The sequence below is a fragment of the Halocatena marina genome, assembly GCF_023276375.1.
In the GTDB taxonomy this organism is placed as follows: Archaea; Halobacteriota; Halobacteria; order Halobacteriales; family Haloarculaceae; genus Halocatena; species Halocatena marina.
The window spans coordinates 556071-572103 of sequence record NZ_JALLPK010000001.1; the positions used below are offsets into that span (position 1 = coordinate 556071).

General features: G+C 55.2%; 13 protein-coding genes. 7 read left to right on the forward strand and 6 right to left on the reverse strand.

Annotated elements, in window-relative coordinates:
- Positions 1–31: 31 nt before the first annotated feature.
- Positions 32–1162, reverse strand: coding sequence for an ABC transporter ATP-binding protein (locus MW898_RS02705; RefSeq protein WP_248904325.1), 1131 nt, complete (start codon positions 1160–1162; stop codon positions 32–34).
- Positions 1163–1231: 69 nt separating this feature from the next.
- Positions 1232–3568 (reverse strand): TIM-barrel domain-containing protein, encoded by a 2337-nt coding sequence (locus tag MW898_RS02710; RefSeq protein ID WP_248904327.1) that lies wholly within the window; start codon positions 3566–3568, stop codon positions 1232–1234.
- A gap of 133 nt (positions 3569–3701) precedes the next feature.
- Between MW898_RS02710 and MW898_RS02715 the strand changes: the two genes are divergently transcribed.
- Together MW898_RS02715 and MW898_RS02720 are read left to right on the forward strand one after the other, a co-directional pair.
- Positions 3702–4964 (forward strand): mandelate racemase/muconate lactonizing enzyme family protein, encoded by a 1263-nt coding sequence (locus MW898_RS02715; RefSeq protein ID WP_248904329.1) that lies wholly within the window; start codon positions 3702–3704, stop codon positions 4962–4964.
- 4 nt (positions 4965–4968) lie between these two features.
- The gene (locus MW898_RS02720; protein WP_248904331.1) at positions 4969–5934 is read left to right on the forward strand and encodes a C-terminal binding protein; all 966 of its coding nucleotides are present in this window, start codon (positions 4969–4971) and stop codon (positions 5932–5934) included.
- 86 nt (positions 5935–6020) lie between these two features.
- Here the strand turns inward: MW898_RS02720 and MW898_RS02725 are convergent, their stop codons facing one another.
- Both MW898_RS02725 and MW898_RS02730 read right to left on the reverse strand, forming a co-directional pair.
- Complete coding sequence (locus MW898_RS02725) at positions 6021–6887, reverse strand: carbohydrate ABC transporter permease (protein WP_248904333.1); 867 nt, start codon at positions 6885–6887, stop codon at positions 6021–6023.
- A 1-nt stretch (position 6888) separates the two neighbouring features.
- Complete coding sequence (locus tag MW898_RS02730; protein WP_248904335.1) at positions 6889–7854, reverse strand: carbohydrate ABC transporter permease; 966 nt, start codon at positions 7852–7854, stop codon at positions 6889–6891.
- A gap of 207 nt (positions 7855–8061) precedes the next feature.
- Here MW898_RS02730 and MW898_RS02735 point away from each other — a divergent pair, with 207 nt between their 5' ends.
- From MW898_RS02735 to MW898_RS02750, 4 genes are all read left to right on the forward strand, one after another.
- Entirely contained in the window at positions 8062–8385 is a 324-nt protein-coding gene (locus tag MW898_RS02735; RefSeq protein ID WP_248904337.1) for a UxaA family hydrolase, read from the forward strand.
- Positions 8386–8390: 5 nt separating this feature from the next.
- Complete coding sequence (locus MW898_RS02740; RefSeq protein WP_248904339.1) at positions 8391–9557, forward strand: UxaA family hydrolase; 1167 nt, start codon at positions 8391–8393, stop codon at positions 9555–9557.
- Between the two features lies 1 nt (position 9558).
- Positions 9559–10560, forward strand: a complete 1002-nt coding sequence (locus tag MW898_RS02745; protein ID WP_248904354.1) for an Ldh family oxidoreductase — start codon at positions 9559–9561, stop codon at positions 10558–10560.
- A 108-nt stretch (positions 10561–10668) separates the two neighbouring features.
- Positions 10669–11967: an ABC transporter substrate-binding protein gene (locus MW898_RS02750; protein WP_248904356.1), complete on the forward strand. Its 1299-nt coding sequence runs from the start codon at positions 10669–10671 to the stop codon at positions 11965–11967.
- A 113-nt stretch (positions 11968–12080) separates the two neighbouring features.
- Here MW898_RS02750 and MW898_RS02755 read toward each other — a convergent pair whose 3' ends face one another.
- On the reverse strand, positions 12081–12989 hold the full coding sequence (locus MW898_RS02755) for a dihydrodipicolinate synthase family protein (RefSeq protein ID WP_264822395.1): 909 nt from the start codon (positions 12987–12989) through the stop codon (positions 12081–12083).
- Positions 12990–13140: 151 nt separating this feature from the next.
- Between MW898_RS02755 and MW898_RS02760 the strand changes: the two genes are divergently transcribed.
- The gene (locus MW898_RS02760) at positions 13141–14616 is read left to right on the forward strand and encodes an aldehyde dehydrogenase family protein (protein WP_248904360.1); all 1476 of its coding nucleotides are present in this window, start codon (positions 13141–13143) and stop codon (positions 14614–14616) included.
- A gap of 244 nt (positions 14617–14860) precedes the next feature.
- On the opposite strand, the gene gfo6 is transcribed toward MW898_RS02760, so the two are convergent.
- The gene (gene gfo6, locus MW898_RS02765; RefSeq protein WP_248904362.1) at positions 14861–15943 is read right to left on the reverse strand and encodes a D-xylose 1-dehydrogenase Gfo6; all 1083 of its coding nucleotides are present in this window, start codon (positions 15941–15943) and stop codon (positions 14861–14863) included.
- Between the last annotated feature and the right edge of the window lie 90 nt (positions 15944–16033).

Here is a 16033-nt window from a genome sequence, read left to right on the forward strand (position 1 = left end):
GAGTTAGAGTCAGAACAACAGTCGGAGACGGTCAGGTTCGAGAAACTGGTTCGGCAGCCTTGGTCTGGGCACTGTTCTTGACGGCTTCGCCGGTCTCGGCATCGAAAAGATGGATCTTATCTTCAGGAAACTCGATATCGATGCTATCGCCCGACGAAAGACGTATATCTCCATCGACGCTCGCAGTGTGCGTCTCTTCACCGATGGAAATGTAAATATAGCTCAGTTCACCCATCGGTTCGACTACTTCGACTTCAGTCTGAATAGCGTTTGTCACACTCTCTTCGACGATAGTGATGTGTTCGGGACGGATACCGAGTTCCAATCGCTTGGATGTTTGGCCGATATTGTCGATGATCTCGGATGAAATCGTGTAGGTAAACTCGTCGTGTTCTAGCACATCACCGTTTCGCGCCACCGAAAGGAAGTTCATCGATGGTGATCCGATGAATCCTGCGACGAAACGGTTTCTGGGCTGGTGGTAACACGTAAGAGGCGTACCGAGCTGTTGCAGTTCTCCATCGTTGAGGACAGCGATGTAATCGCCCATCGTCATTGCCTCTGTCTGGTCGTGGGTCACGTATATAGTGGTCACGCCCATATCTTGTTGGAGCTGCTGGATTTCGGTGCGCATCGTCGTCCGCAGCTTTGCATCGAGGTTACTGAGCGGCTCGTCCATCAGGAACACTTCGGGTTCTCGGATGATGGCACGGCCAAGGGCAACGCGCTGTTGTTGGCCACCAGAGAGCTCTGAAGGCTTTTTCCCGAGTAGCTCCTCGATTTCGAGCAGCTCTGCCGTCTCTTCGACTCGTTCGTTGATTTCATCTCTACCGAGATCGGTGGTAATCTTCAACCCGTAGCCGATGTTCTTTCGGACAGACATGTGCGGATAGAGCGCGTAGTTCTGGAATACCATCGCCATGTTCCGGTCCTTCGGCTTGAGGCGGGTTATATCGCGGTCGTTGAGTAGTATCTGCCCCGATGTCACAGTTTCTAGTCCCGCGATACACCGGAGTGTCGTCGACTTTCCACAGCCAGACGGTCCGACGAGGACGAGAAAATCACCATTATCGACCGTCACGTCGAGGTCGTCGACAGCAACGATCTCGTTGTCTTCTACGTTGAATACTTTTTTTAGGCCGTTGAGTTCTAATTGTCCCATTGTTCACCTATTATCTACTGTGCCATCATTTAGCAGCCCATCTTATAAAACCATCTCTTGACCCCTGAGCTACGTCTTGACTACCACGTGATCATCATCGACGGTCCATTCGCCACTCACCGTCACCTCAGTAACGCGAGTGAGCTCTGTGCTGTTGACGAGTACTGCGTCTGGCGTTGGTCCATCGATGACGATGGTGATCGAATCGGCAGTGATATTGCCGAATGAAACGAAAAGCGCATTCTCTTCGGTTACAATCGCCATATCGATCAGTTCGTCAGCGTCTTCGTCGTAGAACCGGCCAGTAGCAGTCCCGTCGGCGTCGAGTGTCGTACGGAGCGTTAGTGACTCGGGGGTCCCCGAATGGACCGTCTCAGTTGGCTCACGCCAAGGTATCATGCTGCCGGCCCGCAGGAATATCGGCATGATCTCCAGCGGGGTGTCGACGCTGATGGTTGCGTTTCCGTTGTGGTGCTCGTCTGTCCAAATACTGATCCATTCACCCTCTGGGAGGTAGACCTCCCGCATCCCCGATGCCTCGAAAACTGGTGCGACGAGCAGATCTGTTCCGACGAGATACTCTGTATCGAGACGATGTGTGTTTGGATCGTCCTGATATTCGAGAACGAGCGGACGAATCACGGGAAGACCAGTCCGCGCGGCGATCTCCGCGTACGTATAAACATACGGTAGCAGTGAGTATCGGATTCGGGAGTACTCACGGAAGATATCGAGCGCTCGCTCACCGAACTCCCACGGTTCTCGGGGCGTGGTGCCGTGACAGCGCGCGTTGCTCGATAAGAGACCGAACTGTGCCCACCGAGTGTAGAGTGCATTAGTAGGAGTACCACGGAACCCACCGATGTCGTGACTCCAGTACGCGATACCTGACAATGAGGCAGAGAGACCTCCCCGGAGTGCTGCACTCATCCCGTTCCAGGTCGTCTGCGGGTCGCCACCCCAGTGCATTGGGAATCGTTGGCTCCCTGTCCACGCTGATCGTCCCCAGACGATGGCCTCATCGGTGCCATTGACCTCGCCGACCACCTCGTAGACCGCTTTGTTGTACAAATACGGGTAGAGATTGTGCATCGATGCCCCGCTCTTGCCATTCGCAAAGACGGCATCCTCCGGGACGTACTCACCATAGTCGGTCTTGAATACGTCGACGCCCATCTCAAGCAGACGACGGTGTTTGTCCTTCCACCACTCGACAGCATCAGGATTCGTGAAATCAACGAGTGCACCTCGATAGTCACCCTGACACGTGTGGTCCATCACGTACGGTTTTCCAGTCCCATCGCTGACGAAGTACCCCTCACGTGCGCCCGCTTCGAACGCCTCCGTGCCGACGGGAACGTGTGGATGTTCCCACAACGACAGACGGAAATCGTTCTCGTGTAGCCCAGATATCATCCCCTCTGGGTCGGGGAACTGTTCGGTGTCCCACGCCAAGTCCGTCGAGCAGTGATCGCGCATCCAGAACGGATCCAGATGGACGACATCGCTCGGAATCTCCGCTTCGCGGAGTCGGTCAACGATGGCTTCGAGTTGGTCGCGCGACTCGTAGCCGAGCCGTGACATCCACGTGCCGAAACTCCACTTCGGTGGTCGGTCCGGCCGACCAGTCATCGCCGTGTACGACCGCAGGATGTCCGTGAAGTCGGGACCGTAGAAAAAGATGAATGCGAAGCTGTCATCGGCGACGGAGACGGACGCGCTGGCCGTCGATGTCTTCCCGAAATCATAGTGGACGCGCGCTGTTGTCTCTACCAACATTCCGTATCCTTTCGATGAGAGGTGAAATGGGATGTTTTTGTATGCACGCGGTGTTTCCGTCCCGAGCGGTTCCTCGTGCCAGAGATCGAGTTCCCGACCGCGACGGTCGAACTCGACGAACTGTTCGCCTGCGCCGTAGAGCTTTTCGCTCGGATCGAGACTGAACGCTGTTCCTGTCTCTGTGATGCGTCGAGGGTTGTGGTTGATCTCTTCCTGTGTGAATCCCAATGGATCCACGCGTGAACGCGCGAACACATCTGTATCGTGACGTTGCTCTCGAAGGATCTCCTCACCATCCTTGATACGGAAGCTCCACTCGTCGAGACCGATGACGACCTCCAATGCCCCCGTATCGAGGACGAGTGTCCCGTCTATCTCGCTCACAGCAAGCGCGACACTATCGGTGAGCGCGTCTCGTTTGATGTCGGGATACTCTCGTTCGATGCGAACTTCTGGATTCGCGTGGAGTTCGAATCTGACGGTTTTTGGTCCGTAGAATTCGAGCGTCACTGGGAGTGTGCGCGAGGTCGCCGTCTCCGGCGAGTCAGTCGCACACTCAAGCCTAACGGTGGTTCCGTCGATAGAATAGTCGTCGACAGCTACGACAGTAATGCGTTCGCTCGTCATTGACACTCGATTGAGCGAGACTCGCGCTATTAAAACTATCCCGCCCACCGTACTGTCAGTCGTGCTGTCGCTGTCCAGTCTATTACTGTCGCTATCACAATCTTTATTCACTCGTTACAACAGAGCATAGATGATGACAAACGAAAAGCCAGGGTACCGTATCGCACAGGGTGGTGGCGTCCCGTGGCGCGACATGGGACGGGAGGAGACCCATCGGCCGCCAGAGCGAGATATCGAAATCACCGACGTGAAGACGATGGCAATCGCAGGTAACTTTACGTGGGGTATTGTCAAGGTTGAAACGGATGCTGGTGTCTACGGTCTCGGTGAAACGTTTCGTGCCGAAGCAGCCCTCGATATGGCAGGGCGGATGACCACCGATCTCGTGGGCGAGAATCCACTCGACACACACCGGATGCGAGAGCTTCTCGAACAACGCTACACTGGCACTGGCCGCATCGGTCAGGCAGCGTTCACTGCCATCGAAACAGCGTGCTACGACATCAAGGGGAAAATATTCGATGTTCCGGTGTACGAGCTGCTGGGTGGGAAGTATCGAGACCGTATCAAAATATACTGTGACACGCACGGCGGAGCATCTCTCGGTGAGGCTGAGTCACACGATCCGAAGGACGTCTACACGCCGGAATCGTACGCTCGTGCGGCCCGTGAAGTCGTTGATGAGGGGTTCGAGGCGCTGAAGTTCGATCTCGACGTGCCGACTCACGAGACGTACGACGAGTCTAACCGCCGGATGGACAATGAAGCACTGGAACACAAGGTTTCGCTGGTTGAGGCAGTTCGGGACGAAATTGGCTACGATATCGACCTTGGGATGGATCTCCACTGGAACTTCACCGTGGAGACGGCTGTTCGCTTGGGGAAAAAGCTCGAGCGTTTCGACTTGGCGTGGCTCGAAGACCCGGTTCCACCCGAGAAATCGAAGGCCCAACAGCGCGTCGCAGAGAAACTCGATCTTCCCGTGCTCACTGGAGAGAATCTCGTCACAGTCGATCAGTTCAACACGGCCGCCCGTCAGGGCATGATGGATATCGCTGCGCCCGACGTGAACAAATGTGGTGGTCTCGGCGAGTTCGTCGATATCGCTACCGTCTGTGATCTCTACGGCATTCCCATCGCGTCGCACAACATCTCCAGCCCTCTCGGTACCATCGCTGGCGCGCACGTCTCTGCGGCAATTCCCAACTTCCTCTGTATGGAGTGGCACGCACGGGACGTTCCATGGTGGAACGAGATGGCAACCAGAACCGAAGGAAACGGGCCGATTCTCGAAGATGGGTATATCGACGTACCGGAAGGACCGGGGCTTGGCGTGGAACTGAACCGTGATCTGTGCGAGCAGTATCTGACCGACGGCTCCGAACTCATCATTTGAACGCATGACGTACACTGTTGTCGTCACTGACCACGATTTCGGAGACCTCTCAATCGAGCGCGCTGTCCTCGGCGACGTGGCCGAAATCGTGGCACTCACAGATGACATCGGCGAACGCGACGCGAACGCTGTGAAAGCGTTCAGGACGGCGGACGCAATCATCAACCTGCGCTCCGTTATCGACGCGAATGCCATCACCACGATGGAGAATGCTCGGGTGATCGCCCGATACGGTATTGGTGTCGATAATATCGACGTTGCAGCCGCAGCAGACTGCAATATCCCAGTAACGAACGTGCCCGAGTACTGTCACGAAGAAGTAGCAACGCACGCGCTCACGATGTTGCTCGCGCTCGCCCGAAGCATTCCCAGCTACGATCGGTCGGTTGGCCGAGGCGAGTGGAGTCGTGCCGTTGGGACGCCGGTTCACCGGTTCTCGACGCGGACCGTCGGCGTCGTCGGGTACGGAACCATCGGGCGGGAGATCGGTGATCGCGCTGCCGCGCTCGGAGCAGACGTCGTCGCAAGCGATCCATTCCTCTCTAAGGCCGATCTTGCGGACGATCCTGCTGATCTCGTCGCGTTCGAGGAACTGCTCGAACGGTCAGATTTCGTGACTATCCACTCGCCGCTGACGGACGACACCCGCGGTCTGTTTGATGCTGAGGCGTTCTGCCGGATGAAGGATTCGGCGTCACTCATCAACGTCGCACGTGGCCCGATCATTGACAGCGATGCGTTGTTGAATGCGCTGAACACTGGAGCCATCGCCGCTGCTGGTCTCGACGTGTTTCCTGACGAGCCGCCGCCGATGGACGATCCTCTATGCGACCACAACCGTGTCATCACTACTCCCCACGTCGCGTGGTATTCCGAAGAATCGAACGAGGAACGACGCCGAACGACGGCTAAAATCGTCGAAACCGTCCTCTCGGGCGGCGAACCGTGGAATGTCGTCAATGGCGTGTAGCACCGATCTCTTGGACAACAGAGGTGTACGGCGTGCAGTACAATCGAAGTCGGTTTCTCATCCTGTGTGAAACGGAACGTGAATGTTCAAGCCTTGCCGGTGCCAGCCGTGAGTCCCTCAACGACCCTCCGCTGGAAGAACAGCATGAACAGCATCAGCGGGACGATAGAGAGGAACACTGCGGCCGAGATCGTTCCCCAAGGGTACTGATATTCTCCCTGATAGAGTGCGATCCCAACCGTGATCGTGCGCATACTATCCTCCGTCATAAACGTCAACGCGAAGAGGAACTCATTCCATGCATAAATGAAGACGATAATGGCCGTCGTGGCCATCGCGGGTGCGGAGACAGGGAGGATGATGCGAAAGAGGACGCCGATGCGTGAGAGTCCATCCATCAGGCCAGCCTCTTCCAGTGAATCGGGGAGTTCTTTGAAGTATGCCTGAAATATCCAGACCGCGAACGGGAGCTGGAAGGCGGCGTAGGGGATGATGAGACCAAGGTAACTATTGAGCAGTCCCCACGACCGTGCCAACGAGAACAGCGGAATGAGTCGAGAGATGAAGGGCAGCATCGCAGTACCTAGAATGAGCAAGAGGACTGGAAGTTTGAACCGAAACCGGAGTCGTGAGAGCGAATAGCCTGCGAGCGCACCCAAAACCACATCGACGATTGCTGTTCCACCAGCCACTATTATGCTATTCAGAAGATATCGCATGAATGGAGCCTGTTCGAGAGCAACCCGGTAATTCTCGAGCGTCGGCTGCTGTGGAAGGTAGTAGACCGGGAACTGAACGACGTTGGACGGCTGTTTAATCGACGTGATAAATATCCAGAAGACAGGGAACATCGAGATGGCAACGAGTACGCCGATCGAGCCGTAGAAACCCAGTTTCTCTCCGACCCGCTGCAGCGAATCAACGTCGAACGCCCCGAATATTTTCGTGCTCATGTTATCGTACCTCCGGTTCGTACAGCGTTCCGACGTAAACGAGTGAAATTACCAGTGCTATGAGCGTGATTATCGTCGCCGCTGCCGACCCACGGCCAAACGCCAGCTGGGTGAACGTGAGCTGATGGTCGAACAAAACAAGCGTCGTTGTCGCTTCCCCCGGACCACCACCGGTCAGGCCGTAGGGGAGTCCGAAGGCCTGAAACGCTGGTAACGTTCGAAAGATGAGTGCGACAAGGATAGTTGGTTTCAACAATGGGAGCGTGATGTCGCGGAATAGCCGCCATCTCGATGCTCCATCCATGCGCGCCGCCTCGTAGAGGTGGTCCGGAATACCAGATAATCCTGCGAGCAGAATGAGTGCCATGAATGAGCTGGTCTTCCAGATGGTGATGAACGTCATCGATGCAAGTGCAACGTTCGGCTTCGCCAAGAACGGGAATGTCGTCTCGAAAATTCCGATACGAATGAGCATGTCGTTGATAACACCGTACTGTCCGTGGAACATCCACGCCCAGATCTTTGCGTTAATAACCGTCGGCAGCGCCCACGGAAACAGAATCGCGGCCTGCGTGATGTACTTTCCCCGAAACGATCGCTGGAGAAGTAGGGCCATCCCAAGCCCGATGCAGAGTTCGATGGGCACCGACACGAAGGTGTAGATCATACTCACTGTGAACGAGTTCCAGAATCCGCCGTTACTCAAAAGCTGTTCGTAATTCTGCAACCCGACGAACGTCTGTGGCCGTGCTTCGATGACATACCCTGTGTAGAAGCTACTCCGAACCGTCTCGATAATAGGGTAGAAGGAAACGGCGAGAAGAAACAGCACGACGGGCGCCAGCAGCGCCGTCGCCAGTTCTTCTTCCGTCAGCCGAAATTCCCGGTACCGCTGCCACCGCGATACGGCGGGCGTTGATTCCCCATCATGACGTGAGCTACTCACATGGTCGGCTGTGTCTGGCATACGTGTTCACCAGCCAGACGAAATCCGCAACAATAAATCTACGGACACACCCTCGCTCGCGTTCATGGCTAAGTGACGTATCTAAGATGGTCTCGATACGATTCAGCGTCTGTTCACTATCACAGCTACTGCCGTTCGGAATTGAAGACGATCTATGGTGCTGCTGACAGTAACTGTTAAGATGAAGGGCTTTGTTCCGTCGGTTGTATGGCCGATCAGCTTATCGAGGTCGTAGAATCTGCAGACAACGTCGCGACGGCACTTCGGGATATCGAAGCCGGTGAGACGGTCACTGTCCTCGTCGATGAAGCAGAGCGCACTATCGAGATGCACGACGATGTCGAGTTTGGTCACAAGCTCGCGCTCGAACCGCTGTCCGCCGGTGAGACAGTTACCAAGTACGGCACGAGTATCGGTGACGCATCGACGGCTATCGATGCGGGCGAGTGGGTTCACGTCCACAACGTCGAATCGAACTATGGTCGCGGCGATCTCGCCGATCAGAACCAGTCACAAGCGGTTCAGGAGTGAGAATCATGAGTGAATTCCTCGGATACGAACGCAGCGATGGTAGTATTGGCATTCGAAACAACGTGGTCATCGTCTCGACAGCCCCGTACGCGAACGATACAGTAACGCGCGCTGCGGACATCGTTGAGAACACTGTTCCGATCACACATCCACTCGGGCGGTGCCAGACCAAACCAGACGTCTTCCAGACGTACCGGACGCTTCTGGGTTATGCGACTCATCCGAACACCTACGGCGCGGTCGTGGTTGCACACGCCGGCGAGATCGTCGATGGTGACGAACTTGCGGCCGACACTGCCGAAACGGGCCGGCCCAGCGAATCAGTCAACATCCACGAGGAGAAGGGCGTAATGAACGGCCTGAAGGCCACTGTGGACGCCGCGCAGAAAATGGTCCGAGACGCGAGCGAGCAACGTCGAGTTCCGTCAAACATGTCGAATCTCACGTTCGGTATCAACTGTGCGACCTCGGACACGACCTCGGGACTCTGCCAACACAAGGCAACTGCTGGTGCCGTCTGGCGACTCATCGATGAACACGACGGTCGCGGGGTGTTCGCCGAGACGCCAGAATTCTTCGGTGGCGAACAGGAGCTTGCAGAACGAGCGATCAACGACGAGGTCAAAGAGAAGATCTTAGATCGTGTCGAGTGGTGGGATGAGCGACTGCAGGCGACAGGCTACGACGTTCGCGGTGCCCAGCCCACGCCAGACAATATGGATGGTGGCCTAACGACCATTGAAGAGAAATCACTCGGCGCACTCGTCAAATCCGGCAGTGGCCCCATTCAGGGCATGGTCGACTACGCAGAACAGATTCCCAATGAGTCGGGGATGTACATTATGGACTCGCCCGGGCACGGCGCTGAATCTGTCACCGGCATCGGCGCGAGTGGTGCGCATTTCATGATCATTTCGACCGGACAGGGACACACGCTCTCGAACGCTGTCATGCCGACGATCAAGATCACGGGGAATCCCGGCAGTGCAAAGCGTGTTCCGGAAGAAACTGATGTCGATGTGAGCGAGGCACTCGTTGGCGATCAGTCCATCGACTGGGCGACCAACCAGCTCTGGGATGAGATCAGCGCGATCATCGACGGGAAGCTCACGATGAGCGAGGCGCTCGGCGAGAGTCAGTTCGCAATCCATCGCATTGGTCCATCGACGTAAGATGGAGGTCGACCGTCAGCGCGCTGTCGATGTCGCAACAGCCGCCTTCGAAAGCCACGGCATTTCAGCGTCGGACGCCGAACTCACCGCTGAAGTGCTCGTGAGCGCAAATGCTCGCGGAAAACACTCACACGGGCTCTTACGCTTGCCGCGATTCATTCGTGGGATTGAACACGGAAACGTCGATCCCGACGGAGACATCGAGATAACTACCGAACGCGGCAGCAGCGTCACTCTTTCTGGTGGATCACGACTCGGTCCCGTCGTCGCAAGTGAAGCCGCAGTACTGGCGATGGAGCGTGCCGACGAATTCGGTATCGGAGCCATCGGCGTCCACGACACGAATCATCTCGGGATGCTCGGATACTACACTGACCTAATACGATCGGACGGATACGTCGGCGTTGCTATCACGAACACAGAACCCGCGATGCCACCACACGGAGGTACCGAACCGATACTGGGGACGAATCCCATCGCTATTGGTCTCCCAACAGATCCGGTGTTCAATCTCGACATGTCGACCTCCGCCATCGCACGTGGTACAGTTCTGCACAAAAAGGCAGCAGACGAGCCAATCCCCGAAGATCGTGCACTCGATGCCACCGGTGAACCGACGACCGATCCCGATGCGGCCCTTCAGGGTATGATTCTCCCCTTCGGTGGCGTGAAAGGGTCGGGGATCGCAATCGCGATCGAAGTGCTGGCTGGTGGTCTCGTTGGCGCAGCGATGGGAACCGCGGTCACCGGAACCTATCACACCAAGGATCCCTGCACCAAGGGCGATCTCTTTCTCACGATCGACCCCGAAGCGTTTGGGAACCCGAACTTCGCATCGGAGGCAAGCGCGTTCTTACGGGACATGAAACGTCATTCGGGATCTACCACCGACGAAATCCGTCTCCCCGGCGAACGATCGGTCCGACGCGATCGTGATCGCGAGACCGTCGAGATCGAAGACGACTGCTGGCAGGACGTCTGCGCGCTTGCGGAACCGAACTGAACCCGAATCCGACGAGAACAGCGCGTGCCCTGTAACTTTTTATTCTGTTATGATAAATACGGATAAACAAGAACAGTTATCATATGACCAATCCATGTGTGACAACATATGTCCCACCAGGACTATCGTCGAAAGAGACGTCAGTTACTGAAAGGTATCGCTGTCGGTAGTACGACTCTATTCGCAGGCTGTCTCGGTAGTAGTGGTGATAACACCGGTGGCAGCGATGGTCAAACAGAAATAAAGTACGTCTATCCCGGTTATTTCAGTTCTGATGCGAAGGATTTGCTGGCGATGTTTGACGAGCAGGCCAAGAAAGTCACAATCAGCGCCCAGAAAACGCCCGCCGAATCCTCATCAACGCGTAAGTACTACGTCAACCAATTCATTTCTCAGGCTTCATCGTTCGATGTTGGGAATATGGATGTCGTCTGGCCTTCGGAATTCGCGACAAACGGCTGGGCCGCTACAGTGAAAGACCCGAAGGGCCTCACTGATACGATGTTGAAAACGCCTGTCGAATCCGTCACTATCGATGGGTCTCTCTACGGAATGCCGATTCACACGGACGCCAACGCGTTGTACTACCGTACCGATCTATTGAAGGAAGCCGGATTCAACGAGCCGCCCAAGACGTACATGGAACTCGTAAAGATGGCAAAGAAGATCAAAAAGACCAGCGAGAAGGATCTCAACGGCTACATCTGGCAGGGCGGCTCCAACGAGGGCCTAACCATCATGTGGCTCAACTGGCTGTGGGGTATGGGCGGCAGTGTCCGACAGAACGGGACGCTCACAGTCAACACCAAGAAAGGAATTGACGCACTCTCGCACGCTGTCGATCTCATCCACAAGCACGGTGTAACACCCCAGTCCGTTCCGTCATCCAGCACCGACGAAAACCGGAAAACGTTCCAGCAGGGAAACACGATATTCATGCGAAACTGGCCGTATGCCTACGCGCTGATGAACGAGGACGGATCGCAAGTCAAAGGGAAATTTGATGTCGCACCGCTGCCGAAAGCCAAAGGCTCACCCAATGCTAAGAACTCCTGTCTCGGAGGGTGGAATATTTTCATCAATAATAATTCGAAGCACACAGAAACAGCCCAGCAGTTTGCTAACTTCATGGCCTCGAAACAAGCCCAGAAAAATATGGCGCTCGAACATAGTCGACTGCCAGTCCGGACGGATCTCTACACAGATGAGTACTTCAACGAAGCGGAGCACCTGAAACTATTCAAGGAGATCGTCGAACAGACGAGCGCCCGTCCATCGACCCCAAAGTACTCGGCTTTTTCGAAGATCGTGTACACAGAGTGTAACAAAGCTCTCGTCGAAAGCAAATCGCCGAAGAAGGCGCTCGACGATGCGCAGAACCAGATCGACAACCAAATCAACAACTGATGTCATTTTCATCCGTTGATGCTGTTTTTCGTCCGGTACAGCCGCTGTTGGCGTAGAAATGCATCGAGAATGTAGAACAGTTCGAACGACGTTAATCCGTAACGCGAATTCGGTTACTGTGTGATGATATTGTTCTCGATAGCCTCAACTACATGACGATACGTCCGTTCCAGCTGCGCACGCTCGGTTTTCGTCAGCGGTGGAAGCGGCGGGAGTGGCGTTCCGATGTCCATCCCGTGTACGGCAACGAGATGCTTGATTGCCGCTGCGGTCGGAAGGTCAGATGTCGCACTGACCATGGGCACGACGACAGTGTTCATAATACAAGATACAGCATCATTATCACCGGCCGCGTGAGCGTTGTACAGACGGGCAAGGAGATTTGGGAATATATTTGCAGGCCCCGCGATGATGCCATCAGCTCCAAGTTCGAGCGACGCAGCGGCGAGTTCAGTTGCTCCTTGAAAAACAGAGAACGCGGCGTTCGTCTGTTCGTTGACTTGGTGGTGATATGTGAGGTCCCCGGATGTATCCTTTAGACCAACGATGTTCGGGTGATCTGCGAGCGATATCACGGTCTCGATTTCGATGGCGTTGCCGGTCAATGGCGGGATATTGTACAAGACGATCGGTAACGGCGAACATTCCGCGACGTTGGTGAAGAATTCTTCGAGTCCCATCTGGGTCGTACTCAGATAGTACGGAGTGACGATGACTGCGACGTCTGCGTTCGTCTCAGCAGCAGTCCGAGTATTCTCGACGACAGCATCGACACTCGTGTCACCACAGCCGGCGAAGACGCAAGTGCGGTCGCCGACGACCGAAGCGACGGTCTCGATAACAGTGTGGTTCTGGTCGGGTGTCAGACTTGAGAATTCGCCAATCGAGCCGCCCGGAAACAGACCGTGAACGCCAGCCTCGACGAGCGAATCGGTGAATCGCTCGAGTGTAGATACATCGATCTCCTCGGTACGCCTGTCGGTAGGCGTAGCCATGGGAACGACTACTCCCGATAGGTCCATACCTACCACTCGGCCAGTATCAATTTATAATTTGGGATGGTGTCACAATCGATTGATTAGTTCCTGATCAACAGAGACAGCGTCTGGATACCTCGGTTCGTTCATAGTCAGTGGGGTAACACTTATTGTGACGATAGCCGACCGTGTGGATATGAGTTTGGATGCAGCCAACCGGTTAGACAAGAGAATGCTCATCGATGGCGAATGGACCGATGCTGATGATAGGATTGCAGTCACCAATCCATATGACGGAACAGCTGTCGGGTCCGTCCCGTTGGCGAGCACGTCACTGGTGAATGAAGCTATCGAGGCAGCCGACCATGCCCACCGTGCATCGACGCTCTCGGCCTACGAACGCTACGAGTTGCTCGCTGCTGCCGCCGCCGAACTCGAAGCACGCGCAGACGACGTGGCGACGATCATCACGAGCGAACAGGGAAAACCGATTTCCGAAGCGCGAACGGAGGTCGACAGAGCCGTGCAGACGCTGCAGCTCTCCGGTGAGGAGGCAAAGCGAATGTTCGGCGAATACATCCCGATGGACGGCCAGAAAGGATTTGCGAAGGATCACTGTTTCACCCAGCACGAACCGCTTGGCGTCGTCGCCGCCATCACGCCGTTCAACTTTCCACTAAACCTCATGGTACACAAGGTTGGACCTGCCCTTGCTGCGGGTAACGCGGTCGTCGGTAAACCCGCATCCAACACACCACTGAGTTCTATCGTGTTGTTCGAGTGTCTCGAAGCGGCCAGTGAGGATATCGGTGCGCCTGATGGTCTCGTGAACATCGTCACTGGAAGTGGATCAACAGTCGGTGACGCTTTCCTCGACCACGAGGCAGTCGAAGCCATTTCGTTTACGGGTTCGACGGATGTCGGTACGTATCTTGCAAATAATAGTGGTATGAAAGAACTTACTTTAGAACTCGGTGGAAATGATCCAACAATTGTCTGGGATGACACCGACATTGAGCAGGCTGCTGAGCAGCTTATTAGTGGAGCCTGTTCGAACGCTGGGCAGGTTTGTAACAGTGTCGAGCGTATTCTTGTCCACGAAGACATCGAAGCCGAACTCATCGATGCGCTGGTTGAGGCCGCTAAATCGCTAACTATCGGTGATCCCATGAACGAAGCGACCGACGTCGCAGCAATGATTGATGATGATCAATTCCAGACCGTGGTCGATCTGCTCAAGATGACCATCGACGAGGGCGCTACCGTAGAATGCGGTGGCGGCTACGGAGACAATCTCGGAACTCGCGTATTCGAACCGACAGTCCTGTCGGGCGTCACGTCGGAGATGCCCGCAGCCAAAGAAGAGGTATTTGGTCCGCTCGTGCCGGTTATTTCTGTGAGCGACTTCGACGAAGCAATCGAAGAAGCCAATACCACAAACTACGGGCTCGAAGCCGGACTGTTCACGCAGGATATCGATCGCGCGAAACGCGCTGCCGACGAGATTGACGCCGGCGGTGTGAACATCAATACGGTCTCCGGATTTCGAGCGGACCACATGCCCTACGGCGGATTCAAGGATTCTGGCGTTGGCAAGGAGGGTATCAAGTACGCTGTCGATCACTTTTCTCGTGAGAAGCTCGTTGGATTCCACCGAGGATTCATCGCCTAATGCAGAGTACTCAGCCGTTATCTCCGTAGGGGACTGTCACTGAATCCACCGTGCGATAGCACGGAATATCGCTTGATTTTTCAGGTCTCCAGCTCGCACTATCGCTATGCTATCTGTCTGCCGATTGTTGTACCAATCGCTTGTTTGTCATTCAGCACTCGTTGAATTGCACCTTAGGAGAATGAATGTTCGGATTCGAGACGATCAGAGGAAGTGAGGTCGAACAGCAGACTTCTCTACCCGTTTACTGAATTTCGATCCAAGTCTTCTCGGCCGCTGCTTTATAAATAGCCTCCATCGTTACCATGTCGACGAGTCCGTGTTCGCCGTTCGGGGACAGGTGTGCATCTCCGCGTACGCGATCAGCGAAATAATCGAACTCCTCGCGCATTTGGTCGACCATCGCAAGCGTGATAGATGATTGGCTGTCTCCCCGAGAGAGGTGGAGTTTCCGTGATTGCTCCTGAAAGAACGCGGGTTCGACACGAACTTGTCCTTCTGTCCCGGTTACGGTGATACCACTGGATTGGCGGGCGTTGTGACTCGCATAGCAGGACGCAAACACAGAATCAGGGAACTCTAGCATGAACGAAACTGTTTCATCCACGTCAGCGAAGGCGGCATGCGTACTCGCGGTCTGTCCTGTTGCGGCAATCGGATCTGCGTCCAAGAGGAAACGGGCCGTGTTCAATGGGTAGATGCCGATGTCAAAGAGCGCACCGCCTCCAGCGAGCTCCTCGTCGAGTCGCCACTGATCCGGATCTGAATTAACGCGATCAAGCAACCGCTGTGACATGTCTGCGCGTACTTCCATCGGATCACCGATGTATCCAGATTCGATGAGTTCACGCGCACGTCTAACTGCTGGTTCGGTGTGCATCCGGTAGGCGATCATGAGATCAACGCTGGCCGCATCGCACGTCTCGACGAGGGTCCGTGCCCGGTCACTGTCCCGTTCCATCGGCTTCTCACAGAGGACAGCTTTCTCGAAGGCCGCTGCAGTGCTCGCGTAATCAAGATGCAGTGCGTTGGGGGTACAGATGTAGACAGCATCGTATCTGTCGCGCGCAACACCGTCATGGAACGCATCATAGCTGATGCCAATCGCCCCGTCTGTGGCTGCTGCTACCTGTTCGGCTTTTTCAGCCGTGCTGCTAACCAGCACCGTCGGTTCACAGCGGTCGCTCGCTTCTAGCGCAGGCAAACTGCGTCCTTTCGTGAACCATCCGAGACCGACAACCGCAAATCGGACTGGTGCTGTTGAGTCTGGATCGGTCGTTACCCAGTCGCGTGCACAGCTATCTGTGAACAATGCGTCTAATTCCATATAGTAGTACACTAGAGCGTGGTTATTAAATGCATCCACGCTTTCACTGAATCTGCTGACTCCACTTGCACGTTTTGTTCGCCACATTCA